General features: G+C 57.9%; 34 protein-coding genes and 1 pseudogene. 34 read left to right on the top strand and 1 reads right to left on the bottom strand.

Going from position 1 to position 24,284, the window contains the following annotated elements; genetic code table 11:
• Positions 1 to 50: 50 nt before the first annotated feature.
• Positions 51 to 233, bottom strand: a pseudogene (locus tag J7357_RS21305) (phage integrase N-terminal SAM-like domain-containing protein); the annotation flags it as partial.
• 616 nt (positions 234 to 849) lie between these two features.
• On the opposite strand from J7357_RS21305, the gene J7357_RS04730 reads away from it, so the two are divergent.
• The 34 genes from J7357_RS04730 to J7357_RS04895 all read left to right on the top strand — a co-directional run bounded on the left by J7357_RS04730 (position 850) and on the right by J7357_RS04895 (position 23,882).
• Positions 850 to 1,218, top strand: coding sequence for a hypothetical protein (locus J7357_RS04730; protein WP_209245125.1), 369 nt, complete (start codon positions 850 to 852; stop codon positions 1,216 to 1,218).
• Between the two features lie 30 nt (positions 1,219 to 1,248).
• Positions 1,249 to 1,653, top strand: coding sequence for a hypothetical protein (locus tag J7357_RS04735; RefSeq protein ID WP_209245127.1), 405 nt, complete (start codon positions 1,249 to 1,251; stop codon positions 1,651 to 1,653).
• A 55-nt stretch (positions 1,654 to 1,708) separates the two neighbouring features.
• Positions 1,709 to 2,125, top strand: coding sequence for a DUF4279 domain-containing protein (locus J7357_RS04740; protein ID WP_209245128.1), 417 nt, complete (start codon positions 1,709 to 1,711; stop codon positions 2,123 to 2,125).
• A 120-nt stretch (positions 2,126 to 2,245) separates the two neighbouring features.
• Positions 2,246 to 2,626: a DUF3806 domain-containing protein gene (locus J7357_RS04745; RefSeq protein ID WP_209245130.1), complete on the top strand. Its 381-nt coding sequence runs from the start codon at positions 2,246 to 2,248 to the stop codon at positions 2,624 to 2,626.
• A gap of 66 nt (positions 2,627 to 2,692) precedes the next feature.
• Positions 2,693 to 3,145, top strand: coding sequence for an SMI1/KNR4 family protein (locus tag J7357_RS04750; protein ID WP_209245132.1), 453 nt, complete (start codon positions 2,693 to 2,695; stop codon positions 3,143 to 3,145).
• Positions 3,146 to 3,281: 136 nt separating this feature from the next.
• Entirely contained in the window at positions 3,282 to 3,521 is a 240-nt protein-coding gene (locus tag J7357_RS04755) for a hypothetical protein (protein WP_209245134.1), read from the top strand.
• A 282-nt stretch (positions 3,522 to 3,803) separates the two neighbouring features.
• On the top strand, positions 3,804 to 4,136 hold the full coding sequence (locus tag J7357_RS04760) for a hypothetical protein (RefSeq protein ID WP_209245135.1): 333 nt from the start codon (positions 3,804 to 3,806) through the stop codon (positions 4,134 to 4,136).
• A 481-nt stretch (positions 4,137 to 4,617) separates the two neighbouring features.
• Positions 4,618 to 4,944, top strand: coding sequence for a hypothetical protein (locus J7357_RS04765; protein WP_209245137.1), 327 nt, complete (start codon positions 4,618 to 4,620; stop codon positions 4,942 to 4,944).
• A gap of 60 nt (positions 4,945 to 5,004) precedes the next feature.
• On the top strand, positions 5,005 to 5,364 hold the full coding sequence (locus tag J7357_RS04770) for a hypothetical protein (RefSeq protein WP_209245139.1): 360 nt from the start codon (positions 5,005 to 5,007) through the stop codon (positions 5,362 to 5,364).
• A gap of 476 nt (positions 5,365 to 5,840) precedes the next feature.
• Positions 5,841 to 6,593, top strand: a complete 753-nt coding sequence (locus tag J7357_RS04775; RefSeq protein ID WP_209245141.1) for a DUF4253 domain-containing protein — start codon at positions 5,841 to 5,843, stop codon at positions 6,591 to 6,593.
• 64 nt (positions 6,594 to 6,657) lie between these two features.
• The gene (locus tag J7357_RS04780) at positions 6,658 to 6,930 is read left to right on the top strand and encodes a hypothetical protein (protein ID WP_209245143.1); all 273 of its coding nucleotides are present in this window, start codon (positions 6,658 to 6,660) and stop codon (positions 6,928 to 6,930) included.
• Positions 6,931 to 7,824: 894 nt separating this feature from the next.
• Complete coding sequence (locus tag J7357_RS04785) at positions 7,825 to 8,172, top strand: hypothetical protein (protein WP_209245145.1); 348 nt, start codon at positions 7,825 to 7,827, stop codon at positions 8,170 to 8,172.
• Positions 8,173 to 8,742: 570 nt separating this feature from the next.
• A complete protein-coding gene (locus J7357_RS04790; RefSeq protein WP_209245146.1) occupies positions 8,743 to 9,066 on the top strand; it encodes an SMI1/KNR4 family protein in 324 nt (107 codons plus the stop codon).
• 1,006 nt (positions 9,067 to 10,072) lie between these two features.
• A complete protein-coding gene (locus tag J7357_RS04795; protein ID WP_209245148.1) occupies positions 10,073 to 10,732 on the top strand; it encodes a hypothetical protein in 660 nt (219 codons plus the stop codon).
• Between the two features lie 356 nt (positions 10,733 to 11,088).
• Positions 11,089 to 11,409 (top strand): hypothetical protein, encoded by a 321-nt coding sequence (locus tag J7357_RS04800; RefSeq protein ID WP_209245150.1) that lies wholly within the window; start codon positions 11,089 to 11,091, stop codon positions 11,407 to 11,409.
• A gap of 69 nt (positions 11,410 to 11,478) precedes the next feature.
• Complete coding sequence (locus J7357_RS04805; protein WP_209245152.1) at positions 11,479 to 11,907, top strand: hypothetical protein; 429 nt, start codon at positions 11,479 to 11,481, stop codon at positions 11,905 to 11,907.
• Between the two features lie 70 nt (positions 11,908 to 11,977).
• The gene (locus tag J7357_RS04810; RefSeq protein ID WP_209245153.1) at positions 11,978 to 12,424 is read left to right on the top strand and encodes an SMI1/KNR4 family protein; all 447 of its coding nucleotides are present in this window, start codon (positions 11,978 to 11,980) and stop codon (positions 12,422 to 12,424) included.
• 938 nt (positions 12,425 to 13,362) lie between these two features.
• Positions 13,363 to 13,695, top strand: coding sequence for a hypothetical protein (locus J7357_RS04815; protein ID WP_209245155.1), 333 nt, complete (start codon positions 13,363 to 13,365; stop codon positions 13,693 to 13,695).
• A 484-nt stretch (positions 13,696 to 14,179) separates the two neighbouring features.
• A complete protein-coding gene (locus J7357_RS04820) occupies positions 14,180 to 14,482 on the top strand; it encodes a hypothetical protein (RefSeq protein WP_209245157.1) in 303 nt (100 codons plus the stop codon).
• A gap of 857 nt (positions 14,483 to 15,339) precedes the next feature.
• Entirely contained in the window at positions 15,340 to 15,996 is a 657-nt protein-coding gene (locus tag J7357_RS04825) for a DUF4272 domain-containing protein (protein ID WP_209245159.1), read from the top strand.
• Positions 15,997 to 16,062: 66 nt separating this feature from the next.
• Positions 16,063 to 16,731, top strand: a complete 669-nt coding sequence (locus J7357_RS04830; RefSeq protein WP_209245161.1) for a hypothetical protein — start codon at positions 16,063 to 16,065, stop codon at positions 16,729 to 16,731.
• An 88-nt stretch (positions 16,732 to 16,819) separates the two neighbouring features.
• Positions 16,820 to 17,434 (top strand): hypothetical protein, encoded by a 615-nt coding sequence (locus J7357_RS04835; RefSeq protein ID WP_209245163.1) that lies wholly within the window; start codon positions 16,820 to 16,822, stop codon positions 17,432 to 17,434.
• A 101-nt stretch (positions 17,435 to 17,535) separates the two neighbouring features.
• Entirely contained in the window at positions 17,536 to 17,904 is a 369-nt protein-coding gene (locus J7357_RS04840) for a hypothetical protein (protein WP_209245165.1), read from the top strand.
• An 81-nt stretch (positions 17,905 to 17,985) separates the two neighbouring features.
• On the top strand, positions 17,986 to 18,378 hold the full coding sequence (locus J7357_RS04845) for a hypothetical protein (RefSeq protein ID WP_209245166.1): 393 nt from the start codon (positions 17,986 to 17,988) through the stop codon (positions 18,376 to 18,378).
• A 58-nt stretch (positions 18,379 to 18,436) separates the two neighbouring features.
• Positions 18,437 to 18,955: a hypothetical protein gene (locus J7357_RS04850; protein WP_209245167.1), complete on the top strand. Its 519-nt coding sequence runs from the start codon at positions 18,437 to 18,439 to the stop codon at positions 18,953 to 18,955.
• A gap of 60 nt (positions 18,956 to 19,015) precedes the next feature.
• Positions 19,016 to 19,300 carry a hypothetical protein gene (locus tag J7357_RS04855; protein WP_209245169.1) on the top strand — a complete coding sequence of 95 codons (285 nt, stop codon included), beginning with the start codon at positions 19,016 to 19,018 and terminating at the stop codon, positions 19,298 to 19,300.
• Positions 19,297 to 19,740: a hypothetical protein gene (locus J7357_RS04860; RefSeq protein ID WP_343237390.1), complete on the top strand. Its 444-nt coding sequence runs from the start codon at positions 19,297 to 19,299 to the stop codon at positions 19,738 to 19,740. The genes J7357_RS04855 and J7357_RS04860 overlap by 4 nt, the downstream gene beginning before the upstream one ends.
• 40 nt (positions 19,741 to 19,780) lie before the next feature.
• Positions 19,781 to 20,320: a transglycosylase domain-containing protein gene (locus J7357_RS04865; protein ID WP_209245171.1), complete on the top strand. Its 540-nt coding sequence runs from the start codon at positions 19,781 to 19,783 to the stop codon at positions 20,318 to 20,320.
• A gap of 90 nt (positions 20,321 to 20,410) precedes the next feature.
• The gene (locus J7357_RS04870) at positions 20,411 to 20,947 is read left to right on the top strand and encodes a hypothetical protein (protein ID WP_244667281.1); all 537 of its coding nucleotides are present in this window, start codon (positions 20,411 to 20,413) and stop codon (positions 20,945 to 20,947) included.
• A 217-nt stretch (positions 20,948 to 21,164) separates the two neighbouring features.
• Complete coding sequence (locus J7357_RS04875) at positions 21,165 to 21,404, top strand: DUF1161 domain-containing protein (protein WP_209245173.1); 240 nt, start codon at positions 21,165 to 21,167, stop codon at positions 21,402 to 21,404.
• A 73-nt stretch (positions 21,405 to 21,477) separates the two neighbouring features.
• A complete protein-coding gene (locus J7357_RS04880) occupies positions 21,478 to 21,780 on the top strand; it encodes a hypothetical protein (RefSeq protein WP_209245175.1) in 303 nt (100 codons plus the stop codon).
• Positions 21,781 to 22,021: 241 nt separating this feature from the next.
• A complete protein-coding gene (locus J7357_RS04885; protein WP_209245177.1) occupies positions 22,022 to 22,345 on the top strand; it encodes a cyclic-phosphate processing receiver domain-containing protein in 324 nt (107 codons plus the stop codon).
• 91 nt (positions 22,346 to 22,436) lie between these two features.
• On the top strand, positions 22,437 to 22,733 hold the full coding sequence (locus J7357_RS21310; protein WP_244667282.1) for a DUF2695 domain-containing protein: 297 nt from the start codon (positions 22,437 to 22,439) through the stop codon (positions 22,731 to 22,733).
• A gap of 528 nt (positions 22,734 to 23,261) precedes the next feature.
• Positions 23,262 to 23,882 (top strand): hypothetical protein, encoded by a 621-nt coding sequence (locus J7357_RS04895; protein WP_209245178.1) that lies wholly within the window; start codon positions 23,262 to 23,264, stop codon positions 23,880 to 23,882.
• Positions 23,883 to 24,284 lie beyond the last annotated feature (402 nt).

The raw sequence follows: 24,284 nt of genomic DNA on the forward strand, positions 1-24,284 counted from the left end.
CGACTGGGCTGCTTTCCTGGACACCACGGCACATGCGGATGTACCTGCCCGGCCTGCCCCGTCCGCGCCGGATGTCGCTTGCCGTTGGCCAGGATGAAGCGCCGTATCCAGCCGATGTAGGCTTGCTCGGTGCGCAGGCTGTCATGCCGAAGCCGCAACCGGCCACGCACCTGCTCCAGCAACCTCGGCGGTTGATGCGCCGTTACGGCTTCATCGTCATGGGTGTAACTCATACGCCAGCTCGAACGTCGGATAACGTAGCCAGCATGGCGCACGGAGCCGCGGCCACCATCCGGCAAGTCATTGATGCAAGTTAGGAATTTCCCGCTTTGCAGACGTCTGGCGTTGGTGGATACTTGGGGCATTACCGCTTTTTGGCGGTCCAATAGTAGTTAGGTGCCACATGCAGACTCCACCAGTGCTCGAAGAACCAACCTACCCGGGGCGCTCTGGCGGGTATGTCGCCCGTATCACCGGAAAGCTCATGCATGAGGCCGCGACCCTCGGGAGCCATCGTCTGTTCCTGCCGGCACCTCGTTCTGCCGAAACGCATTTTGTGTATTCCGGCTATGACCCATCTTTTCCACCGCTATTCCAAGTTCCTCACGAGTTTTATCCAGGACTCTACGAGAGGGTCAAAGCAATATTCGGGGTCGGCGCTAGTACAAAGAACGGCGAGAAAGTTATTACCTATGACGGAACTGCTTACACATTCCAAGCCCAGCTTGTTTCGGAGGCCGTTCGTGGTGTCGGCATCTCAATCTCCCCCGGTGGCACCTAACAATTCATTCAAGCCGAAGCCGCTTCGCGGCTCGGCCTAATTCAGGCGCTAGGCGGCAGAGATACATCATGGCAACTGGCTGCGTCTTTACCATCAACCCGAGCATTCCGCTGGCTGCGGTGGCCGAGCGCATCGGCGCGGCGCTGGTCGCGCGGCTTGAACCTGAAATGTCTGGGCGCTTCGAGGAGTATCCGGCGTTCGTGGGAGCCACATCCGATCTGGATATCGTCCTGCTTGGCCCGCCTAGACCCGAGGACGACATTCGCGAGAACCCAACGCAAGACTATGCACTTCAGGTAGCACCTATCGCACAAGTCACGCAGGACCGCTACGTGGAGCTGCATCAGCAATTACTAGCAGGCGGCGTCGAGGTGGTGGCCTACGAGTTGCCGCCTAACAATTCATTCAAGCCGAAGCTGCTTCGCGGCTCGGCTTAATTCAGGCGTTAGGCCTTACGGAGCATCATCGTGAGTTGGGACGTCAGCATCCAGCGCTTCAACTGCGTGTACACATCGGTCGATCAAATTCCGAATGATGAACAGTGCCTCCCTCTTGGGTCGCAAGCTGAGATACGCGCTGCTATTTCGCAAGTCTTTATTGGCACAGATTGGAGTGACCCAACTTGGGGCCACTATCAATGCGTGGCTGGCTCTATCGAGTTCAACATGGGCAAGACGGATCCCAACGATGGGTTTGCTCTTCATGTCCGTGCATCCAGCGAAATCGTCGAGCCCATCATCGCCCTCTGCCGAGCACACGGTTGGCAAGCCCTCGACTTCAGTGATGGGCGGTTCCTTGAGCAATCAAGCGATCCCTCGGCAAATCTTCGGGCTTGGGCAAGCTACCGTGATCAGATCCCCGGAAAGGCCTAATATTTCGTTCAAGGCGGACGGCTTCGCCGCCGCTTAACTCCAGCGTTAGCGCGCTATGGCAATTGCAGAGCACTCGATAGTCTCCTTCCGCATTTTCGGGGACGACCTTGTGCCCACTGAGATAACTAGCCTCCTGTGCTGTGAGCCAACCAAGGCGTTCGCAAAGGGTGATGTCCGGGTCGGCTCCAAGACAGGGAACCGCTACATTGAAAAGACCGGCCGTTGGAGCCTCGCGGCCGAAGACCGAAGGCCAGAAGATATCCCCGCTCAGGTCTTGGAGATCCTTGGCAAGCTCCCTGGGGATTCGGCCGTGTGGGCAGTACTGCGGTCCCGCTTCACAATGGATTTCTTCTGCGGCGTCTTAATGGGCTCATCCAACGATGGGCTTGAGTTCTCACCGGAGCTTCTCGGGGAGCTGTCCTCACGTGGCATATCGCTTGGCCTAGACATCTACGATCCGTGCGAGGATTGAAATGCACGGGGCGCACGCTAACTATTCGTCCAAGCCGACGCCGCTTCGCGGCGCGGCTTAACTCAAGGTGTTAGGGCTCATATGCGGGCACGCGATCTCTCCTTTCTAGAACGGCGGACCTTGACCAAAGACCGTGCGCTAGTGCAGCGGCTCCTTGGCAAGAACGACCGTCTCGAGCGAGATGCGCGCGACTTGCCCAAACTGCAGCGGCTTCTCGCTGCGTCACCTTCAAATGATGCTTTGATTGGCCTGGGCACTGCCTTTGGCGACGTCCTCGCCTCAGAACTTGGCCTTAGTTGGGTATTGGCCACAGACAACCTCGGCTCTGACCATGCGCTCCAAGCTCTGCCAAAAAAGGTCTTCGTCTTTCCTCGCAGCATGCTCATCAAGCGCATAGCCCGCGGCGAGGAGCCCAAGGCAATAGACTTGGCCTATATGCTCACCGAGATCGGCCATACAGTGACAGGGCAGTCGGCTGGGGCCGCAACCAATGAGCCCTAACAAATCGTCCAAGCCGACGCCGCTTCGCGGCGCGGCTTAACTCAAGCGTTAGGCCTAAGGTCGTACATGGATGCAATCTCAACCATTGAGCAGGTTCTACGTTCCGGACTGCTGTCGGAGAACCTTGTATTTGCCCCATCAGCAGGCGTACTCCCGGCGCAGCTATCCGCGCTTGAGATCATCTTGCCACGCTCCATATCCCCACAGCACCGAGCCTTGCTCGCTCGCTGGAACGGCATCGACCTTGATGTAATTCGCGTACTCGGCACCGGCAATATAGAGGGCCAATTGCCCCGGATTGAGGACAATCAGGCCCTAAGCACAGAAACTGGGCATGCTGGCGCCATTGCCATTGCAAATGATCCGTCTGGATTTGTGTACTTTGAACTTCCAGATGGTTCGGTGATCGCTTGGGACCATGACGGTGGCGGCACCACCTTCATGGCATCGGATATCAACGATTTTTTTGGGCAAACTGTCTTTGGCTCGCGTGGAGCTGAGTTTTTTGGAGAGGAGTAGGGCCATGAATTGCGGGCGGCCGGACTTGTGTAGCCTTAGGCCTAACAATTCATTCAAGCAGAACCCGCTTCGCGGCGCGGCTTAACTCAAGCGTTAGGCCCTTCATACACACCACGACCTCCGGAGAAGAAAAGTGATGGAGCGTTTTATCTCAGGTATCCCTGCTTCACAACTCTTTAAAGAGTTGCGAGAGCAGGACAGCGCCATCACCGGAACTAAGCTCGTGGAGATTCTTCTAACGGAGTTCCCGAAGATCAGCCCTGCTGCTTGTGTAGCCATCAATAGATGGTCAGGGATTGGGAGTGTAGTGATCCCAGACGAAACCCTTGACGCCTTGATATCTCACTACATCAAAGAGGCTGGATATGGCAACTAACGCCGAGGAAGCTATGGCTAACGACAACGCTACCAGACTGGTCAAACCAAGCATTGCCAGCACTCTTAGACCAAGTGCAGGCTCCCGGCCTCTACCATGGCTCCCTGGCCTAACTCATTGGTCAAGGGGACGCTTGCTCAATCCAGCGCTACGGCCAGGCCAAATGGGCACCCCTTACCGCGGGCGTTAGGCCTCATGGACGCTAAGCCGCTGTACATCCATATAAAACCAGGAAGTGCGCCTCCGGCGCTGCCACACGAGCCGACGCGTACGGTAGCCGTCTTGGACCAACTCGTTGCACCAGACTGGCAGCATCTTGTAAGTCGTTGGCTCATCAAGACCGGCTGTTTGTACATGCTTGCTTGGGGTGAGGGCTGCAGGAGCTGGGATGATTCGGTGGATATGGCCAACGCTGAGCTGTTCGGCCAAGGTGGAATCCCGGATGAGTCAAGCGCGATGACTACGTGGCACGCCGATGAATCTTTGATGGAGTGCATGTGGTTCGCAAAGAACTGCGCCATGCACGCTGTCGTGGAACTGGAGCGCACGGTTCTTCTGCACGTTGGCGCTGCGGCTCGCGAGCAAGCTTTGCTCGACGCGTATGCTGAGGCCTAACAATTCGTTCAAGCCGACGCCGCTTCGTGGCGCGGCTTAATTCAAGCGTTAGGGCGCACAGGTGAGCACACCGCGACTCGCTACAAGAGAACACGACGGCTGGTGGCTATCGGACGGCGAAGAGGCCCATGCCGAGAGCCCGGAGTCGTTCTGGGTCCCGCCTGCAGCAGCCCGCCGTGGGCTCGCACCCGGCGACATAGCTAAGCTCCGGTTCTACATCCTGCCCTGACGCCTCCGGCGAGGAGGTCGAGCACGGCGAGCGCATGTGGGTACAGGTCTTGGAGTGCCAGGCGGGCTGGTACCGGGGCGCGCTAGACAACGACCCGCACTGCCCAGACCGGCTGCAGGCTGGCATGGAGCTATGGTTCCAGCCTCGGCACGTGATAGATATCCATCAGGGGTGAGGCAGCGGGTGCGCCCTAACAATTCATTCAAGCCGACGCCGCTTCGCGGCGCGGCTTAACTCAGGTGTTAGGCCGCTATGGCAGCAACAAAGCTCTCGCCGGAAGATGCCTCGCTGCTCGCCTCGCGCTATCCGCAGCTCCCCCGTGACTACGTCTCGCATCTGGTCACCCACGGCTGGGGCGATACCGCGAACGGCAAGGTGCTGTATAACGGTCCACTGGAGACCGCCGAGATTTTTGGCGCCGCCGCTGGGCCACCCGGCTTACTCGCCCTCGGCGATGATCTGTCCGGCTACTGCTTCGCCTATGATCCGAGCGCTGGAGTGTACGGTGAGCTAGACCCGAATGGTCGCTGGGAGCCTTGGCACATCGGTCGCGGCATCAGCGCATATGTCACGGCCTAACAATTCGTCCAAGCCGACGCCGCTTCGTGGCGCGGCTTAACTCAAGGTGTTAAGCATCACGTGGAAACGTCGCGCGCCCCCTATCCGGGACACACCGAAGAAGTGGATGGCTTCGACGAGCCGCCCGGCGCCATCTATACCTTTGCCGAGGCGGGGCGGGCGTATCGATTCGACGTTGCAGAATGCTCGAAGTACGCGTCATGTCTGCCGTCGCTAGTAGAAGGAAGGGAGGTGACCATCATGGTGAATGCGCCGCACTCGCCGACAAGCCCTGCTATTCAGATCCCGACGGATTGCGCCGCCTTCCAAGCTGCGTTGGTCGAGCTTGGGGCACTCGGCGTCAAGTACGTCTCCTTCTTCAACCAGCCGACTGGCGGGTTCAAGCAGTTCGAGATTTGGGAGTTGCGTGATGATTCCTAATGCCGAAGTCCACGCGGTCACGCGGCGCAACGCACGGCGAGCAGTGTTGCTTAACCTGTCAGTGGAGCGGACCGCCTTCGGCGTCCGCTCACCTTCACGTTAGGCGGTAGTGCTGCAAGTGCGGCGCGGCTTCCGTCCTCGGCAACAGCGCTGGCACTTCAGCGGTCGGCTCCGGTGAGCAGTCCTTATGTTTCCCGCCATCGGATCGCTCGCCGCTTCGTCGTCCGTCTTCATTGCTCCGCTGCGCTCATTGCCTTCGGGCTCGGTCACATCCAGCGGTCAGCGCCTCGGGCAAGCCCCAAGACCGCAATCTGTGGCATGCTCGGCGCTCGGCGGCAGTGCTGGGGAGCACGGTCCATGCTTCACCATCTCCTGGCACCACCGTCTAACTCTTCATCCAAGCCGACGCCGCTTCGCGGCGCGGCTTAATTCAGGCGTTAGGCGTTAGGCGTTAATAGCGATTAACGGGGGTCTGTGTGAACTGGTTGAAAGCCTTCTTATCCTCGAATTGGCAGTCGGCTTCTGCGAATTCAGCGTCGAGCGAAATCATCAGTGCCGCCAAGGTGCCCTGGCGAGTGGAGGTAGTTCCGGGTAATAGGGCATTGGAAAAGATCCTAGCACTCCGCCTGACGGAGGATGAGTCGGTGCCAGTCGCACTCGGCGACGACGACGATCTCGACCGCACTATGGAAGCTCTGGAGCACAACAACGCTTCAACGTTGGAAATTGTTGAAGCAGCGGAGTCGATTGATATCCAAGAGTGGTTCAAAGAACGTGTTACCGAGGATCCCGACTATTACGCCGTAGATGGCGAGGAGCTCGCACCCGGCCCGCAGCCCGCGCAGGCCAAACCGCTGTCCTTGGCTTTTGATGTGCTCAGCGGGGCTCCGAAAGCAAAGGTGCATATCGCGCTCATTCCCACTACTAAGCCGTGGGAGGTGCCTGCTCATCTGAAGATGGGCAGCTGGAACGAGTGTCCGGAGCCAGAGGTCCACATCGCAGTGTTTCGGTCATGGTTCGAACGGTACGGTGCGGTCGTGACTGGCGTTGGTCCAGACACGGTCGAGTTCTCCGTTGCCCGTCCCCCTGAATCGCTCGAAGAAGCTCGGGTCCTCGCACGGGAACAGTTCATCTACTGCGCCGATATCGTTCATCAAGGGGTGCAGTCTGTTGAGAACCTAGCTCGAGTATTGTTGAAAAGTGGCAACTGGTACTTCTGGTGGGATTGACGCCTAACAATTCGTTCAAGCCGACGCAGCTTCGCGGCGCGGCTTAATTCACGTGTTATGCCTCATGAGAAAACTTCTCGCCGTTCATGACAGCTTTTATGTGCCAGGCAGAGGCAGGGTTATTGTTGGACGCATCGAGGACAAGGATGCGCAGTTGCTCGTTGGTCAAGTCTTTGTGCTGGTTCTGTCAAGTGGTGAGCCTCACAGTCTCAAAGCACTCGGCGTCGAGGCGTTCACTGGATGCTTCAGTAATCCAACGCAGCTTGGCATTCTAGTAGGCGATCAGCTTGGCACTTCAGCATCTCTCTCGGATTCGGAGATCTGGGTTGAGGCCTAACAATTCATTCAAGCCGACGCCGCTCCGCGGCGCGGCTTAATTCAGACGTTAGGCGGTAGTGCTGCAGGTGCGGCGCGGCTTCCGTCTTCGGCAACAGCGCTGGCGCTTCAGCGGTCGGCTCCGGTGCGCAGTCCTTACGTTTCCCGCCATCGGATCGTTCGCCGCTTCGTCGTCCGTCTTCATTGCTCCGCTGCGCTCATTGCCTTCGGGCTCGGTCACATCCAGCGGTCAGCGCCTCGCGCAAGCCCCAAGACCGCAATCTGTGGCATGCTCGGCGCTCGGCGGCAGTGCTGGGGAGCACGGTGCATGCTTCACCATCTCCTGGCACCACCGTCTAACTCTTCATTCAAGCCGACGCCGCTTCGCGGCGCAGCTTAACTCAGGTGTTAGGCGTCAATGACACTTTCAAGGAATACCTCAGAAGAGATCACTGCGCTGCTAGCCCCCCCAGTTGACGAGATTGTCTATCATCTCGACGACATTGCGGGACAGATCGCCGCAGCTCCGCTTGAGACCTGGGAGGCGATAGCGGCCCTATGGTCGATGCAAGGGGCTGATTGGAAATCTTGCGCGTCTATGATCATCGACCGACTAGATAGCTCTCGGAAAGCTATCTTGCTCCGTGAGATTATCGGCTCGCATGCAGAGGAGGATGCAGCTTTGGCAGCCAACCTAGTTTCGCAAATCGGCCAGGCCCAGATTGGAGATTGGCAGCCCCTTGTCGTCACCTATCTTGAACGGAGCTGGCAGGAGTTTCCAGCACTTCGTGATTACGTCGTTGTATGCAGCAAGGCGGGCGGTCTCAACCTGCGGGTTGGCGCCTAACAATTCATTCAAGCCGAACCCGCTTCGCGTGTCGGCTTAACTCAGGCGTTAGGCGCGCAGGGGGAGTTCGTGGAAAAGCTTGACGAGTACAACGACATCACGACGCGGCTGGTGGGCGAGACGATTGCCTGCTGCCCCGACGGATGGGAGGCTGGAACACTCAGCATGCAATCGGACGGCGTAAAGCTGACCTATCAGCTCCGCAAGCCCGATCACCCGGACAAGGCGTCGATCAGCGAGCTACTGCGAGACCTGATTGACGAGCTTTATGTCCGCATGGCTAGGCACGGCGACATTTGGCTCGAGGCTTCCGCCGTTTGGTGGCGAGAAGGCAACGACGCAAAGTTCAAGATCAGCTATGTGTATCCAGAGCCCAAGAAGGCACCGTGGTGGAACATCCTGGCCAAGAGCGCCTAACAATTCGTCCAAGCCGACGCCGCTTCGCGGCGCGGCTTAACTCAAGGTCTTAGTGCCAATGACACAACTTAGCTGGCCAGACATTTTCACAGACGCCTCTGAGCTGGACTTTGGTGCGCTTCTGGCCGAGTGGCCTGGAGCAGTCGCCGGTCCGTTGGGCCCTATCGGCGGCTCCGCATTTGGGGATCTCTATTTCCAACGCCCAGGTGGAAGCGTTGAGCGGCTAGATGTACTGGAGGGCGGTGTTCACCGTGTCGCAGACAACTTCGGGGCATTCCAGCTACTCATGAATGACCCGCAGTGGCAGGAAGCCAACCTTCTAACCTCTGGCTTAGCGCTTCTTCATGAGCGTGGCGTGCGCCGAGGGGCCGGCCAGTTCTATGGCTTCGCACCGCACCCTGCGCTGGCAGGCCGCATTGACTGGAGTCACGTCATGCCGTTCGATGCTCTTGTATGGCATTCCATCTGCAGCCAGACACTTGGCGCTCGGCCATGACAAGATTGGCACCTAACAACTCGTCCAAGCCGACGCCGCTTCGCGGCGCGGCTTGACTCAAGCATTAGGCGCACATGGAAGTATCAGTACCGACCACGTACAAAGATTTTCTCGCTATGCATGGGCCATTTGAGGGTTTTCTCTTAGATGAGGCGCCACCAGGCTACATTGAGCTATGGCAGCTCGATGACATCGCATCGAACAATCAAGACATAGAGATTTCCAAGCATGCACCAAGCTACTTGGCTTTCGCCGGCAACGGCGGTGGAGAGGTGCTAGCCTTCGATTCATCAGGTGCCGTATACATGCTCCCGCTCATCGGCATGGCAGCCGACACCGCCATCAAGGTGGCAGATTGCTTCACAGAGCTGGCGTCCAGGTTTGATCCAGCCGCCTAACAGTCAATCAAGCCGAAGCCGCTTCGCGGCTCGGCTTATTTCCAGCGTTAGGGCCCATACATGCAATTCGTACGGCACGGTGATTTTCTTACGGTAGCCAGGATTACGGGGCCGACACACAACCTGCTTTCGATCCGGCTCGGCGCTCCAATCGATGAGCTGCCCTCGTGCGAGTGCTTTCCGGCCGTGGGCGGGTGTCGTCATGGCCCCCTGAGCAAACCGGAGATCATCAGGCATGTGCTCAAGGGTGCGGCTGAAGCAAATGAACATCTCGGAACATCCTATGCAGTTTTGGGCATCCGTTACGTCGAGAACGACACTCCACCCGAGTCAGCGTATGGGCTCATTGTTAGGGCTATCATTGAGCATCTGCACAGCGGCGGCCAATTTGCCCCGGCTGGGCCCTAACAATTCATTCAAGCCGACGCCGCTTCGCGGCGCGGCTTAATTCAGGCGTTAGGCATCGCATGAAAGTTGATCTAGACGTCGAGATGGAGCTCTTCACCACTAGAGGCGTTGCTCTATCATTTGAGCAAGGGCTGGAGGTGTCGCTCGATTGCATCATTTGTGGAAGAACTCATCGAACCGTTGTGTTCGGTGGTGCGAACGAGCTCGGCCAATGCACTCCCACCGGACACACTTATCCGGGCAAAATCGGCCCGAGCAAAGTGGCATCGCCGCGTCTCTGGCAAAGCAAGTATCGGTGCGTCATTCCGCTGCACTACGAATATCACGAGGTTAAGGACAGAAAGTATCCTTCCAGGACCTCGTCAATTCTTCCCACGTGGGCTCGGATGCGTTTCACGGCGACATGCCCCAAATGCGGACAATCCAGCAATCAGTCCACGCAGAGCAACATCGTGCGCCCTCATACTTGTCATTGCTCCTGCGGAAACCTGCTTTACACGGACACGTCGCCGCCTACTTTCAAGGCGCGCGATGCCTAACAATTCGTTCAAGCCGATACCGCCTCGCGGCACGGCTTAACTCAGGTGTTAGCCGTCATATGCAGACAGAGGCCTACACCACGGACGCGATCTGCCAGCGCATGGGGATGCCGTCGTTCGATGGCGACCCTGCTTGCACGGGCGCAGGCGAAGCGATTCGCTTACTGCTGAAGCCGTCTTTCCATCCGGAACTCTGCATTACCTTTGCCGACGGCCTGGTGTCGGTGGTCTGCGCACGAGCGATGATTTGGCCGCAGTTTGAACCGTCGCCGATGGTGACCGACCGCGCGCAAGGCGTCGTTCCGGCATCAGTTTTCGCGACGCTCACTTCTTCGATGGTTCCCGTAGCTCATACCGGCGCAGTGCCAGGGATCGTGATCGACGGAATGCCCGTCGAGCTGCTGCACTTCCTGCGCGGCAGCGTCACGTTGAAGGTCGGCGGGAACGCGGGCAAACGTGGCGACTTCTCGGGCTTTGTCGCGCTCGCGATCACCGCGGCATGGGAGTGCGTTTCGAGCCCCTACTGCCTCAACGCTCTTGCCGCGGCAGCGGAGTATGTGGCAAGAAGCTTCCGCATCAAGCAGAGTCTCCACGCAAGCCAACCATCGAAACTCTTGTACTCGGTCCGCAAGAAGGCCGAGAGCAACTACTTGAGGCGCTCCGGAAACACCGTGACGGCTAACCCATCCTTCCAGCGGACCGCCTGCGGCGACCGCTGAACTCAACCCTTAGGCGGTAGTGCTGCAAGTGCGGCGCGGCTTCCGTGTTCGGCAACAGCGCTGGCGCTTCGGCGGTCGGCCCCGGTGCGCAGTCCCTACGTTTCCCGCCATCGGATCGCTCGCTGCTTCGTCGTCCGTCTTCATTGCTCCGCTGCGCTCATTGCCTTCCGGCTCGTTCACATCCAGCGGTCAGCGCCTCGGGCAAGCCCCAAGACCGCAATCTGTGGCATGCTCGGCGCTCGGCGGCAGTGCTGGGGAGCACGGTCCATGCTTCACCATCTCCTGGCACCACCGTCTAACTCTTCATCCAAGCCGACGCCGCTTCGCGGCGCGGCTTAATTCAGGCGTTAGGCGTCATGACCGAGGTCTTTCTCTTCACTGTTGATGATGTGTTCCAACTTTCTGGGCGCCCGGGGCTTGTATTGGTCCCGGGCATCCCGGACTCACCAGGCGTGCCTCTCGTTCGTATCGGTTCACCAATCGTTCTATCCGCGCCCGGTGGCAAGCGCATCAACACAAAAGTGGCGGCCTTTGAAATGCTCAATTTTGGTAGCCGGCCGCGGCCTGCGATCTTGTCCACACCGGTTGCACTGCCGGCGGGTATCTCAAAGCGAGATGTGCCTGCGGGTACTACGGTATCTTTGGTCATCAGCGGCGCTGGCAGCACTGGCACCTAACAGTTCGTTCAAGGCGGACGGCTTCGCCGCCGCTTAACTCCAGCGCTGGGCCGCAAGAAAGTACAGAACATGTCAGAGCTAGAAACGCAAATCCGTGAAAAGGCCGATTTGGCTGTCGAGCAATTTCAAGATCGTGCGGGCGGAAGATTGGATTATTCTATCGACAGCCTTTTGGTCGTGGAAGAGATGCTCGATGAAGCATCGGAATATGTCGGCCAGATGCCGCCGACTGATATAGTCGCGCTGGTGCAGTTGTTAGGTTCTTATTTTCTTAACGTTGCGCATACTGCCCATGGTGGCGAGTTCGTTTGGCACCAAGAGCGAGATCAACCCGTATTAGTCGTTGGAGAGCCGAATTTCCATGTCGCGCTAATGGCATTTACGAGAGTTCGGGGACGGCTAAATGGAAACAAGGCCGATAATATTCTGTTTTTCTATCAAGGTTTTGATGAGCGCGTTCGTTCTGCCCTGCCTGGTACCCGCGTCCTTTATGTTTAACGCATATCGCCCAACCTTTCATTCCAGTGGAACGCCTTCGGCGCCCGCTGAACTCACGCGTTAGACCCGCATGACAGTCTCTCGCAACTACGCAGAAGAAATATTGGCCTCGGACAATGCTTGGGTTGCTGGTGGCGCCAATCCCACGCAAATTGCTGCTTTAGAGGCTGCGTTACGAGTTACCTTTCCAACCAGTTATCGACTCTTTCTTGCATCGGCGGGAGGGGCAGCAATCGGCGACAACTTTGTCTCCGGCATCATCGACGATGATCCACTGTCCTTAGGTGGCGGCTCACTTTTTGGCGACACAGTCAATGCCCGTGAGGAGCAGCAACTGCCTGCTCATCTTCTAGTGATACAGTCTGACGTTGACGCGCCGTACTGCATTGACACCTCGGCAAACCCTGTTCGCGGAGAGGTACCCATCGTCTGCTACGAGCCATTCAATTCGGTTGCAACACGCGTGGCAGGCTCATTCGACGAGTGGTTTTCCACTTTCTTCCTCGGGCGGGTCTAACAATTCATTCAAGTCTAACCCGCTTCGCGGCTCGAGTTAATTCAAGCGTTATACGGCAGGGGTAGTAATGGAGCATCGGACAGATTTCTATCTTGCGCCCTTCGCTATCGACGGCGAACTGGCCGGGATTGCTCCAATGTCTCTGTCAACTCTCTCGCCACAGTGGCTAGAGTTCTGTCGCGAGCTCATAGACAGGAACAGTGAATCCTTCACAGGCGCCCTTCCGCAACAGTCCCTTCGTCATATTTCCCTGCAGATCACGTCAAGCGCTGGTGCAACCTTGGCCACCTTTAGTGCCAATGGTGAGATTGTTAGCTCTGCCGCGTCCCTAACAGGCACAAATCCTATGGCTGAAGCCCAAGTCCTTGGCATGTTCGTCAAATCGCTCCGGACCGTTTATTTAGTCGAAGCTGCCTTTAGATCCTCCGAGCCATTTGAGCAGGCACTTCATTTAGCAGAGCGTCCTCTGTATATCGTCGTTCCTTGGGCAAACCCGATAATCTCTGACACAGACCATGAATTGGTTCGGGAGCTAAACAGCCACCTAGCCGGTGCTCTCTTAACGTCACGGGTTGCCGCATAACGATTCATTCAAGCCGGTGCAGCTTGGCGGCGCTGCAGACTCAAGGTGCTAGGCGTCATGACAGAAACTCATCGCAAAGGCCTTATGCGCGTCATTAGTGACGCTGGTGCATTCATCTCTGTAGCACCGGCACCAAGTAGCCCGGGCGTATCAAACGGGTGGTGGCCCTCATCGGTACCCAAGGCAATCGTTCCCGATCGGCTGCGTATGCCAAACTGCACTTTCTTGGTCACTTGGTCCACCGACCGAGACGTTCTGAGTATCTCCGAGCAAGGCAGCTAGCAATGTGCCTAACCACTCGTTCAAGGCGGACGCGCGTACCGCGCGCCGCTTAACTCCAGCGTTGGGCCTCGTCATGTTTGAGCTTGAAGTGGTGGACGTCTTTCACCTTGGAAGCGGGAAAACCGTCCTCACCGGGCGGGTGGCTGCTGGCAGGGTCCAAATTGGTGATAGCCTCATCTTGAGATCACGTCTGGGCGAAATGCCGATGGTGGTGGCTTTGCTCGAGCCTCGTGGGCTCGCTCGCTTAGGCGCGATCGAGGGAGACAACATTGCGATCGTTACCGACCATTTAGATCTGGGGCCAGTGGCGGATGGCGTTCGCCAAGTAGATAAAAATCTGTACGAGGTCGTTGCCCTTAAGCTTCAGAGCCAAGAGGTCAATGCAGCAAACGGCGCACCGGCCTGACCATTCGTCCAAGCGGACGCGCTGACGCGCGCCGCTTAACTCCAGCGTTAGGCCTACTTGGAATCACTCATGCACGTCATACAAGACCAAGCGCGCCACGATCAGCTGGAGCGCTGGCTAGCTGATCAGATTGTCGGGCTCGTAAGGTCAAGACTCGCGTCTGCTGGCGTCAATGGCGAAGCGCTCGCAGGTCTCACAAGAGAAATTTCCGTTGGTGTCGCAGATCTCTGGGATGGCTGCCATGGACTTTCATTGAACGGGGATTTTCTGTCTCCGTTCTTGGTCTTCGCTTCCGACAACGATGAGGAAGAGATTGTCGTGAGCTCGTACAGCCATACCGGATCCTTCCTTCATGAGCACGTGGTTGTCGCCGCCGGCAGGTCTGCCACTACGCAGGCCTAACAATTCGTCCAAGCCGACGCCTCTTCGCGGCGCAGCTTAACTCAGGCGTTAGGCGTCACAAATAACCCTGGGGGAGAAGCTCGTGCATTTTGATCCATCAATAGCTGACGAAGACGAACTTTGGCTTTTTGAGCGTATAGCCCAGCAGTTGCAGAAGACATATGGGCATAGCGAAGCGGCCTCCATTGCTCTGATCAATGCCTACTACAAGCGCTTCACGGATGCTTCCTTCTGTGAACGCTTTGATCTATCGCTGCAAACGACAGACTTCTTCTCGCGGGAGGAGTCTCTTAACATGGCTGATCGTGTCCAGTTCTTTGAACACCTTAGGAACGCCCCAAACGAACAGGAATTTATCCAGTGGCAACGAAGCGTTCGCCTATGAGCGCTGAGCGCCGCCTAACTAGTTGGTCAAGCCGACGCCCACAAGCTCCGCTTGCGGTTGCTCTCCGTGCTTCGCACTCCGGCGCGGCTTACCGCGAGCGTTAGGCCTCATGGGTGACAGCACAGCTCCCGCGGGTGCGTGGACCAGCTACCGACGGAAGCAACGCGACGTCTTGCTGGCCATGCTCGCGTTTCCAGTCTCTGCCGGCGTGGCCAACGGTCGTCGTTGCCCGCACTGCGGTCTGGCGCGCTATGCTGAGGCCTAACAATTCGTCCAAGCCGATGCCGCTTCGCGGCGCGGCTTAACTCAGGCGTTATCCCTCACAAATGACATCACTCGTCACAAAAGAAGATGCTCTCTCGTATCACAAGGCTACTGGCTGTCCACTCGCGCGCGCATCCGTCGTGCTTGCTGCCATGGAGCCCTTGCTGCGCGAGCGCGTTCTACTGGCCAGTCAGCAGTTCCAAAGTTCTCGCGGCCTTCGTGACCCACTAGAGTTCGCACCAGAAACTTCCGCACTTATCGAATCCGCTTGCGCCGAGGCAAAGGAGCGTGCAAGGGCATCGGGACGCACCGGACGAGGAAGCTGCCATTTTATTTGGCAGGAGCAGGCTCGTATTCTTTACGAGCGGTACAATATTGTCTGGTTTTCACCAAAAGCAATGAACCCTGACGTCGTGTATGACTAGGCAGGCTAACCATTCGTTCAAGGCGGACGGCTTCGCCTCCGCTTAACTCAAGCGTTACGTGTCCCCATGTATTCTCGCTCTCTTGCCTCAGTTCTGATGCTTCTCGCGCTGTCTTCTTGTGCGCAAGAGACACCCCCTATCGAAGATCGGAAGGAAAAGATCAAGGTCATGGAATCCAACGCAACAGGGGCGTCGCTCGAGCGGAGAACACGTTCAGTCGCCCGACTCAAATCAGAAGGGGTGCCAGTCATCGAACATCTTCCGGCAATTGAGGATGTCCGTGATGTCAAACGCAGGACCAAAGAGGAAATTGCGTGGCGAGCAATGGCCCTACTAGTCGTGGCCGTTAAAGGTGAAGGCCTAGAGCAGCCTATTGTCGACAAGATCGTCAAAGACTATGGTCTCGATGGACACTTCACGCCCAACGAGGCGGCCTTCGTTCAGCAGCAACCTCCTACTACCCATGACCGAATCCAGTTTGCTTGGCGGTATGAGGCTGCATGGACTCTGCTGTGGTCGCTTGGCTACGTCGAGTCCTTGGGAAAGCCCACCGAAATCTGCGACGTCCCACGCGCTGTGAAGTTCCTACACGAACGCACGTCCTCACAGTTTATTTCTGATTCCAACCTACGGCCCATAGAAGAGATCCTGGATGAGGCGGATCTAATCTATCGCTATCACTGGGCGGTAGTTGATGCCAGGATAAACGGCAAGCAAGCCCCAGCATCTCTAGAGCCGGGAGTAACCATGGAGAGGCACCATACCCTCAACTGGCTCATTGGATATATGGATCAAGAGTGGGATGACATCTCGACAGACACCTAACAATTCATTCAAGCCGACGCCTTTGGCGTGGCTTAACTTAGGCGTTAGGCTCTCTATACTCCACCCATGAAGAAGATCATCAACTCAACGCTCGCGGCGCTCGGCATAGCATCGTCCGCGCAGGCGGATCCGGTGCAAACCGTCGACGCGAAGTCGATTCGGTTTTCGATGCCAACCGTCGCAGCCGATCAGATCGACTTCGTGATGCCAACCAAAGAATCGTTCGAAGGGGCGCCACAGTTTCACGAAGACGCATGGCGGCAGCTGGAGTTCTTTCCGGTTGCGCGCCTTCAAGAGATCAAGCAGCGATTGGCTGAATACAAGTCCTTCGAGCTGGCCCATCGCACTCAATACGGGTGGACGGAAATCTACGCGAGGCGGTTAGCGCCATCCGAGGTGGTAGCGGGCGATGATGCGGTTGCTCAAGTCGGCAGGGTAGTTGGTGCCAAACTCGCCCCATCACCTATCCTCACCACCGCGTCGCGTCCACTTGGGCAAGTCAAGGGCGGCTTCACGCTAACCATCGGTGGAGGAGTCTTTCTCTACGGGATTGCCAGCCAAGGTGAGGTTGTCGCGCTCGGCGCCATGGTGGAGCGCGGCGGAGAGGATCTCAAACTGACCCACGCATTTGCTCAACTGAACGAGACGTACAAGCTCATCCTGGTGGACTGGCGCTCTCAACTGGTGCTCGTGTCGCTTGCGCCGTCCGGGGATGTAGATGTCTGGCGCCCATGAGCCTAATCCCTCCATCGAACGGACGTCTTTGAGCTACCTGCGTCAGCCCAAAGCCGCTGCTCATGTCGAACGTTAGGCCGCTTATCCAATGACCTGGTACGCAGACGAAATCATCCTTCGCGCTAGCGACGCAGCCTTGAAGGCGATCAGTGCCTCATCGCACTTGGCGCCCTTTGCGTACCACATCCAGTCACTCGACGGACATGAATGGTATCGGCAGGAACAGCTTCATGCGCTCCCCGATGGCGGGCTATTAATGATACGCCCCGTATGTGGCAGGTCATCTCACGGCGTTGACTGGCACGGGGTGGCGGCACTTGACTGGGCTGAGCTGCCATTTGATTCAATTGCTGAAGTACTGTTGGACACAAGCGTAGCGCAGCAGCTTTCTGAGTACCTGGACGAAGAGTCTATTCCGCCATTGCAATTGCGCAAGGCGATCGCAAGTCTAGCGGCTCATCTGAACCAACCAGTCCTGTATTACGGCTGTGGCATGTGGGGTGGAAGCGTCGACTATGAATATTCCCTTGTGTACGAGCCAATGGAATCAGTCTTTCTCACAAGATCAAGCGTTCAGTTTGACGGTCTGGGTACAGAAGACTCGCTCCGCGCCGGCCTGGCAAAAATTGGCCTGAATCTGCCAACCACTTACTTTGCCCCGCACACAAGGAGTTATCCATGGCAGCTGCACAAGCTCCGGTGACGCGGCCTAACAGTTCATCCAAGCCGACGCCGCTTCGCGGCGCAGCTTAACTCAGGCGTTAGATACAAAACTGATTCATAGGCATACAAGACCACTACAACATGGATGATTCAGAAGAGTACCCAAGCCGCGAAGAATTCCTAGATTTACTGTGGAGCGAAATCATCAATTCGCCAATGCAGGAATTCTGGATCGACAATGCAATCAATACATCGCAGCAGCAGCCCGATGGTCCATTCGGGGACGCCGGCCCTGTCCTGGAACGATTGCTTTCTTTGGGAGCATCGAGGCGCGACCTGTCCCTCATCTATCGCATGGCATCCTATGAGGCCGTGTTCGACACGCTCTATAAAATGGCAGATCCAGGGATCAAACCAGATGACGCGGCCATGCTCTTTGAGGACCTGCTTGGGTCGGACCCATCGGGTCTGGATGCCGGGCCTGGTTCAGCGCCAGAGAAGAACGCCTAACAATTGATGCAAGTCTCCCGCGCCACTTGCTGCGACGGGCTAAGGCTTGCCCTCTAACAAGAACGCCGGGCGCCGCAGCAGATGTCTGCAGTCGATCAACTTGTCGGTGACGTTTGCCAGTTGCTCGACTTGCTCACAGATGTAGAGGTGTTGAGCAGCCGCGTTCCTGGAGATACTGCAATCTTGGAGATTGTGAGTCATAGCCCAAGCGCGACGCTGGTCGTCCAGTTGCTCTGTGCAGCTGCAAATGTGTCCTTTGAGTCCAATGCCGGTTCCGATAAGTCTGCCCGCTATGGCATAACCACCTGCGAACTAGTGGTCAGCACCCGAGGATTCGACCTGGTCCCACACGGCTACTTGCAGTTGCTGGCCATCCATCTCGTCTGGCATCTTCATGACATCGGCGTGATCCCTGAGCAGGCGGCAAATGCGCTCTTGGACATGTGGCATGGTGGCCGGGTCGGTGCTCAATAAGCTATTCAAGCCGGCGCCGCTTTGCGGCGCCGCATAATTCTGACATTAGGCTCTGGAAATGATGATCCGAACAAACCGGGAAGATGTTGCCTTGGAAATCCTCAAGAAGCCAGAATGCTTCAAAAGCCTGCCGCAGCGTACGGAGTTTGAGCGCAAGCTTTGCTTGTGGCGCGCCCCGTCGTTTTCCACGCACTCGTCATGGTCGATCTTTCAACCTCCGAGGTCAACTAATTACATTGTTAGGCGCCTGGAGCATAATCCTCACCGAGGGCTTCCCATCAACATCGACGACCCTCACATCTTCGGTGCAGAAGCCCTGGTTTGTCCTGAGTTAGTAGCTCAAACCATCACCTCATTTGAGACTTTAGTTCTGCCGATGTTTCGGAAGCCACAAGGCGTCGGTATAGATGGCACTGGTTACGGGGTGATCTTCGGCAACCTCTGGCAAGGCACCAACGTCAATTGGTGGGGAGAGAATCCTGCAGGCTGGAGCCCACTCGCCATTCTGTTTCAGCAAACTATAGAGCTCCTGGATAGTTTCTTACCAACCAGCACTCTGCGCACCACTGGTGTCTAGCAATTCATTCGGACCAGATCACTTCGGGAATTGGCTTAATTGAGGCATAAGGCTCTTCATATGAAAAATGATGCACTTGATCCAGACTCAGTAAAAGACCGAGAAAGCTTTATCAACTTTGTTCACTCACTAATCACTGATCGCGAGAATTCTGAGCAGCTTGAACGGGCTAACCCTAAGCGGTACCAACTGGGCGGAGCCAATGGTTGGCAGAACTCAGAAATCTCAACCTTTCTCGAATGCGCACTAGCAGGAGCTGAGGCACAAGATGACTGGGGTAATACATCTGCGCCAAGCTGGACAGATCTAGCAGTCTTTCTGTACCTAGGAAAAATATACGAGTGATCGTCCAGCGCTGCGGCGCACAGTCGTTGAACTCCGCACACACCACGCACCTCGCACATGCCCCCATGAAGTGGAAAGCGATCCTTGCCTACACCGCGCTGCTGTTTCTTTTCCAGTGGGGCACTGGCTTTGCCAGCGGGCTCTTCGACCCTCTTGGATGGATCAATGCGTGGAATCTCCTCTCGTTCCTGCTATGCGCCGCGCTGTTCGCACACATGACGCGACGCGTGACGCAGCACCGCCTGGCGCATGCCTGCCTCATCCTGGCCATCTACGCCGTCGTTGCCGACCTGCTCGCGGCGCTGTTGCCGCCAGACGCGACGGGCGAACCGACGCTGTTTGTCATTCTCGAATGGGTGCAATTGCTCGCTTCCGCCGGCTTCGGCTTGTTCGTTGGCTGGCTGTTCCGGCGCAGGCCCGAGCAACGCCAGCTATTGTAGGTATGCGCGTCCCAAAGCCACTCGACGGCGGGTGAGTGTCATGGTCAAGATCATCCACTATCTTGGGAAAGAGATAGCGATCCTCATCCTGGCAATGCTCCTGGCATTGATCGCCTACGATGTGCTCGCCGTCCGCCCACATCTGGCTCGGATTCGCGATCTGCTCGCCCAAGCCAATCCAGAAGATGCTTCTCCTCCCGAAGCGATCCGCAGGCTGATCGACGCGAATGTGGACTCGCCTTCTTCGCAGGCGGTCCGTCTGGTGGCATCCCGAGTTTCATCGGATCTGACGCAAGGGAAATCGCAAGTACGCGAAGCGCTTTGGCGCATGCTGTTGCCGATGCATTTCGACAAGTCGCAAATGTACGGCATTTACTGCAGTCTTACTTACAATGGCGTGGATCACGGGCTGAGCAGCTTTGCCGATCGAGAGTTCGGCAAACCGCTCAGCCAGCTCTCACCGATGCAGGCGGCAACAACCGTTGCAATCACCCATGCCCCTACACTCTACTTGAGAGACCGCAACAGGCTGACCCAGCGCGCTCGGACACTACTGGTGAGGTCCCAGCAGCCGCGTTAGCCCTCCACGCATGCACAGGAAGGCGACGCCATCGGTTACCCGCGCCGATACCCCTCTGACAGGATCCTTTCCCACAGGATTGACACACGAATGAAGAAGACCCTCGCGTGCCTTGCAATGACAGCGACCTTGACGAGCCTGCCGCTCGCAGCACCGGCGTCTGAGCCGCTGTCATCCATCACCCAAGCAACACTGCAGGAGTCAGAGAGCGAGTACCAGCACAGCCCGCTGTGCGGCGAGGACGAGCTCACCCTGTGGACGTGCCAGACACGCAAGCGAGAGTTTTCGCTATGCTCGTCGAAGGCGGTCAACCGGACCTCGGGCTACCTGCAGTACCGAGCGTCGGAGGGCGGCAAGCTGGTGCTGCAGTACCCTGCGGAGAAGAAGCCACCGACGGGTCTTTTCACTTACGACACGTTTGCCAACGGCAACGCATCGATCGAGTTCAGCAACGGCGGCTACCGGTACAGCCTGTTCGATCCACTCCGATCCGCCTCGTCCATCTCCGTCTCCGGACCTGGAGCGACGGACAAGACCACGCAGATCGCCTGCGGCCCGAACCAGACGCTGCAGCTCAACTACACGATGCGGCTGATGTACGACGCAGGCGTCTGGGTCGATCCCTGAATGCGATGACCCATGTCGCGGTGCCGGCGCCCCGCTTCTTCGGACGGCCACCGACCTAGCCCGGTGGCGGTAGCGGTCGACGCAATCTGCGCTTGCTACACTTGGCGCAACGGCCCGGCTCCTGCGAGCGACCAGGTCGACCGCCATGCCAAAGCCGCCACACCTTACGTATTTTTTCCCGCAACCTCTTTCTCCCTCATCGACTATCGGTGCCATCATGAAACAGGCCGTCGCGCTTCTCCTGCTCGCCTTCGCTTCCTCGTCCGCTTTCGCGGCCGGCAGATCCTGCGAGGAGTTGAAGGCCGAGCTCACCGCGAAACTCGATGCCCACGGGGTCAAGGACTACACGCTGGAGATCCTCGACAACGCCGATATCAAGGCGGACCGCAAGGTCATTGGCAGTTGCGCGGCGGGGAGCAAGAAGATCGTCTACAGCAAGAACAAACCGTCGACGTAAGCGACAGGGGTTGTTACGTCATGCATGCAACGTGGACGCGAGGCATTGTCGTCGCGCGGAGAAGGAGCATGTCATGCAGGTAGTGGATCACGCGCCTCATGCCTGGTTCCTCCTGCGTGACGGCGACACGCTGCTGCTCGACGTCAACTGCAACCATGGCCCGGTCGGTTACGCGTGGACCATGGCGCTGACTGCCCAGGAAGTTACGCAGTTCCAGGCGCTCGGGCGTGATTTCATCGCGCAGCTCGCCGAGCGCGTGCAGTCGACCGCGCCGGGGGTATTGGGCAATCGGTCGCCGTATCTGGTTCGCAAAGCAGATGCCGAGACTCGCCAGCGCGTCACCCTGGCCATCAAGGCCTGGAACCAGAGCAACTGATTGTCCTGGGTGTCCTGCCTGGAAATCAACGCAGCTTTGCTGATCGTGCCAACTGCAATACGCAAGCCACACCCGGCAATCAGCTGATGTACCTGACCGGCATCGCGCCGGCTGATTCGACACGCCGCTTCGTCACTGTCTTGCGACAGTTCGAGATCGCGCCGATCCTCGGACTTTAGTAGGTTCGTCGCGTACGGGTCGATGGGCAGACCCGCCGAGCCGCAAACAGGTGCCGCTTGCCATGCGTGTATTTCTGGACGACGAGCGAAAGACACCCGCTGGATGGACAAGGACCTATTGGCCGGATGACGTCATCGCGCTGCTCCAGACCGGGAAGGTAGAGGAGCTCAGCCTGGGCCACGATCTAGGCGACGATGCGCGCGGAACAGGCGACGACGTGGTGCTCTGGATCGAGGAGGCGGTCGCGCTTCGGTCCTTCGTCCCGCCGAGGATGCACGTCCATTCTGCAAACACCTCGGCCGGGGATAAGATGCGTCGTGGCATCGAGGCGATCGAGCGGATGGCGGCGGAGCGCGGGCGCGTAGCTCCATCGCGATGCGGCTGACATGCGACTGATCGCCTGCGCATTGCGCGGCGCACTTCGTACTTGCTGACTTTTCGCGCCACATCCTCGTTTTCCAGCAGCGACTGCAACCATGACAAAGGATCCGGAAGCCCAACGTCGCAAAGCCCTCCGCAAGGCGGCAGAGCACGAGCAGCGTCTACGAGAAGAAGCCACCCTTCCCCTCCCCAAGGAAACGCTCTGGGCCTTGTTCGATTACTTGAATGACGCGCTCGCCGATGGCTGCGATCACTCCTTGCGGCTGACCACGCAGTTTCTCGCATCCCGCGATGTCGCTCCGGAGCCGGTCATCCCCTGGCTTGGTGCGTACGGCGGCTTCTGCGATTGCGAAGTGCTTTTCAATGTCGAGGAGCGCTGGGGCAAGGAGTGAGAGTGGACGTGATCTCCCGCACGGCCTGACAAACACTTTGGCGGCATCTTCTTCAAGGCACAGTATCCGGCCACGCTGCAGCCCTGGTGACAGCGTCATCTCGGCGTCGACGTGCAGGCCTGGGGCCGCGGCCTGTCAACTGTCGCCATGGCCGCGCCTGCTACGAGTCGACCATGTAGTGGACGAATAGCGAGCCGCTCACCATCGCGTGCGCGGGCGCGCTTTCATCGCGCAACTCGCCGGACAGGTGCAGTGGACTGCCCCGGGCGTGCTCAACAGTCGGTCGCCGTATCTCGGACGCAACGTCGATCGGGAAACCGGTCAGCGCCTCACCCAGGCCGTTCAAGGGCCTGCGTGAGGGAGACTGACAGCCAGGCTCACCGCCTGGGGGCCGAAGGCAAGGCGCCACACTTGTTGCTCCCTTGTACATGACAGTCAAGCCACTGACTGGCCGACAGCCATACGCACCACGCGGTATCGCATGCCGTTTCGCTCTGGCATGATCCACCCAGGACGGGGATCCAGGACATGAAAGTGGTCATGAAAACGCGAGTCGCCGTGCTCATCGGCGTGATGAGCACGATAGTCACAGCCGCCGCCGGCGATGTCCGTGCCGAAGAAAATGAAGCTGCTGCGCCGTACCGGGCGTTTCTGGATGTCTATGCCGGCAAGGACGGACCGCCCATCAACGTCAGCCGCGAGGCCGAGGCGATCAATGCCGAACAACTGGACGCGTTGAAGGGATGTACCGACGGTGAGTCCACATGGAGTGCGACCACGCCCGTCGCCGATCTCGGCCCGGCGATCGGCGAACTGCCATACGTGCGCCTGGTCGATCCAAAGCGCTGGACACCGCGGGACCCCGGGGAGCTGATAAGCCAGGGACATCCTGTGGATCAGGCGGTGGAACAAGGCATGGCCGCCGGATTGATGACGCTGACCGCCGTGACCTTCGATGCCAGCCACCAGACGGCGGCGTTCGCCTACTCCTTCCAATGTGGAATGCTGTGCGGGAATGGCGGCATCGTCGTACTCACCAGGAAGGGGGACGACTGGGCCGTCAGCGACAAGCGATGCGGCATGTGGATGTCGAAGCTGGATGTTCCCTCGAGGGCGCCCAAGCAGATGACAATGCCGCTCGCCGGCTGACGGCGTAATTCGGCGAAGCTTGAATCACCTTTGACACGGCAGCCCTATACATCCCGAAGATCCCTACGCACCGCCGACATCTGCATTGACGCATTCCAGCCCCGCATCTGCGCCGCTAAAAACGGACAGAACCCTTCAGAAGATCCTCACCGTACTACTGATCTACCCCGCTCTCGACATAGGATTGCCGGCCGTTCTCTCTTTTCTTTCAGACCGGCGACCGCCTGTTGCAGTTCTCCTGTGGCCCATAGCTGCTGCACTTCTCGCATGCTCTGTCTTCATGATCTGGAGAGTCCGGAGCAAGCGATTGCTTGTAGCGCTGGTGCCTATTCTGTTCGCGATCGGATTCACCTCGAAATTGCCAGCACTCTCCCTGATGATCAGCTTTGTACTGACGTTGAT

Origin of the sequence: Xanthomonas sp. D-109, assembly GCF_017746095.1 — a bacterium.
GTDB classification, from domain to species: domain Bacteria; phylum Pseudomonadota; class Gammaproteobacteria; order Xanthomonadales; family Xanthomonadaceae; genus Xanthomonas_A; species Xanthomonas_A sacchari.

What these genes read in the sequence shown, in the direction of transcription:
- J7357_RS04855 (WP_209245169.1), top strand. Translation starts at nt 19,016, where the DNA reads ATGAAAAATGATGCACTTGATCCAGACTCAGTAAAAGACCGAGAAAGC.
- J7357_RS04865 (WP_209245171.1), top strand. Translation starts at nt 19,781, where the DNA reads ATGGTCAAGATCATCCACTATCTTGGGAAAGAGATAGCGATCCTCATC.
- J7357_RS04755 (WP_209245134.1), top strand. Translation starts at nt 3,282, where the DNA reads ATGGAGCGTTTTATCTCAGGTATCCCTGCTTCACAACTCTTTAAAGAG.
- J7357_RS04780 (WP_209245143.1), top strand. Translation starts at nt 6,658, where the DNA reads ATGAGAAAACTTCTCGCCGTTCATGACAGCTTTTATGTGCCAGGCAGA.
- J7357_RS04835 (WP_209245163.1), top strand. Translation starts at nt 16,820, where the DNA reads ATGACCTGGTACGCAGACGAAATCATCCTTCGCGCTAGCGACGCAGCC.
- J7357_RS04825 (WP_209245159.1), top strand. Translation starts at nt 15,340, where the DNA reads ATGGAATCCAACGCAACAGGGGCGTCGCTCGAGCGGAGAACACGTTCA.
- J7357_RS04750 (WP_209245132.1), top strand. Translation starts at nt 2,693, where the DNA reads ATGGATGCAATCTCAACCATTGAGCAGGTTCTACGTTCCGGACTGCTG.
- J7357_RS04870 (WP_244667281.1), top strand. Translation starts at nt 20,411, where the DNA reads ATGAAGAAGACCCTCGCGTGCCTTGCAATGACAGCGACCTTGACGAGC.
- J7357_RS04810 (WP_209245153.1), top strand. Translation starts at nt 11,978, where the DNA reads ATGACAGTCTCTCGCAACTACGCAGAAGAAATATTGGCCTCGGACAAT.
- J7357_RS04840 (WP_209245165.1), top strand. Translation starts at nt 17,536, where the DNA reads ATGGATGATTCAGAAGAGTACCCAAGCCGCGAAGAATTCCTAGATTTA.
- J7357_RS21310 (WP_244667282.1), top strand. Translation starts at nt 22,437, where the DNA reads ATGACAAAGGATCCGGAAGCCCAACGTCGCAAAGCCCTCCGCAAGGCG.
- J7357_RS04895 (WP_209245178.1), top strand. Translation starts at nt 23,262, where the DNA reads ATGAAAGTGGTCATGAAAACGCGAGTCGCCGTGCTCATCGGCGTGATG.
- J7357_RS04800 (WP_209245150.1), top strand. Translation starts at nt 11,089, where the DNA reads ATGACCGAGGTCTTTCTCTTCACTGTTGATGATGTGTTCCAACTTTCT.
- J7357_RS04740 (WP_209245128.1), top strand. Translation starts at nt 1,709, where the DNA reads ATGGCAATTGCAGAGCACTCGATAGTCTCCTTCCGCATTTTCGGGGAC.
- J7357_RS04795 (WP_209245148.1), top strand. Translation starts at nt 10,073, where the DNA reads ATGCAGACAGAGGCCTACACCACGGACGCGATCTGCCAGCGCATGGGG.
- J7357_RS04730 (WP_209245125.1), top strand. Translation starts at nt 850, where the DNA reads ATGGCAACTGGCTGCGTCTTTACCATCAACCCGAGCATTCCGCTGGCT.
- J7357_RS04875 (WP_209245173.1), top strand. Translation starts at nt 21,165, where the DNA reads ATGAAACAGGCCGTCGCGCTTCTCCTGCTCGCCTTCGCTTCCTCGTCC.
- J7357_RS04880 (WP_209245175.1), top strand. Translation starts at nt 21,478, where the DNA reads ATGCAGGTAGTGGATCACGCGCCTCATGCCTGGTTCCTCCTGCGTGAC.
- J7357_RS04805 (WP_209245152.1), top strand. Translation starts at nt 11,479, where the DNA reads ATGTCAGAGCTAGAAACGCAAATCCGTGAAAAGGCCGATTTGGCTGTC.
- J7357_RS04790 (WP_209245146.1), top strand. Translation starts at nt 8,743, where the DNA reads ATGGAAGTATCAGTACCGACCACGTACAAAGATTTTCTCGCTATGCAT.
- J7357_RS04815 (WP_209245155.1), top strand. Translation starts at nt 13,363, where the DNA reads ATGTTTGAGCTTGAAGTGGTGGACGTCTTTCACCTTGGAAGCGGGAAA.
- J7357_RS04830 (WP_209245161.1), top strand. Translation starts at nt 16,063, where the DNA reads ATGAAGAAGATCATCAACTCAACGCTCGCGGCGCTCGGCATAGCATCG.
- J7357_RS04845 (WP_209245166.1), top strand. Translation starts at nt 17,986, where the DNA reads ATGTCTGCAGTCGATCAACTTGTCGGTGACGTTTGCCAGTTGCTCGAC.
- J7357_RS04885 (WP_209245177.1), top strand. Translation starts at nt 22,022, where the DNA reads ATGCGTGTATTTCTGGACGACGAGCGAAAGACACCCGCTGGATGGACA.
- J7357_RS04850 (WP_209245167.1), top strand. Translation starts at nt 18,437, where the DNA reads ATGATGATCCGAACAAACCGGGAAGATGTTGCCTTGGAAATCCTCAAG.
- J7357_RS04765 (WP_209245137.1), top strand. Translation starts at nt 4,618, where the DNA reads ATGGCAGCAACAAAGCTCTCGCCGGAAGATGCCTCGCTGCTCGCCTCG.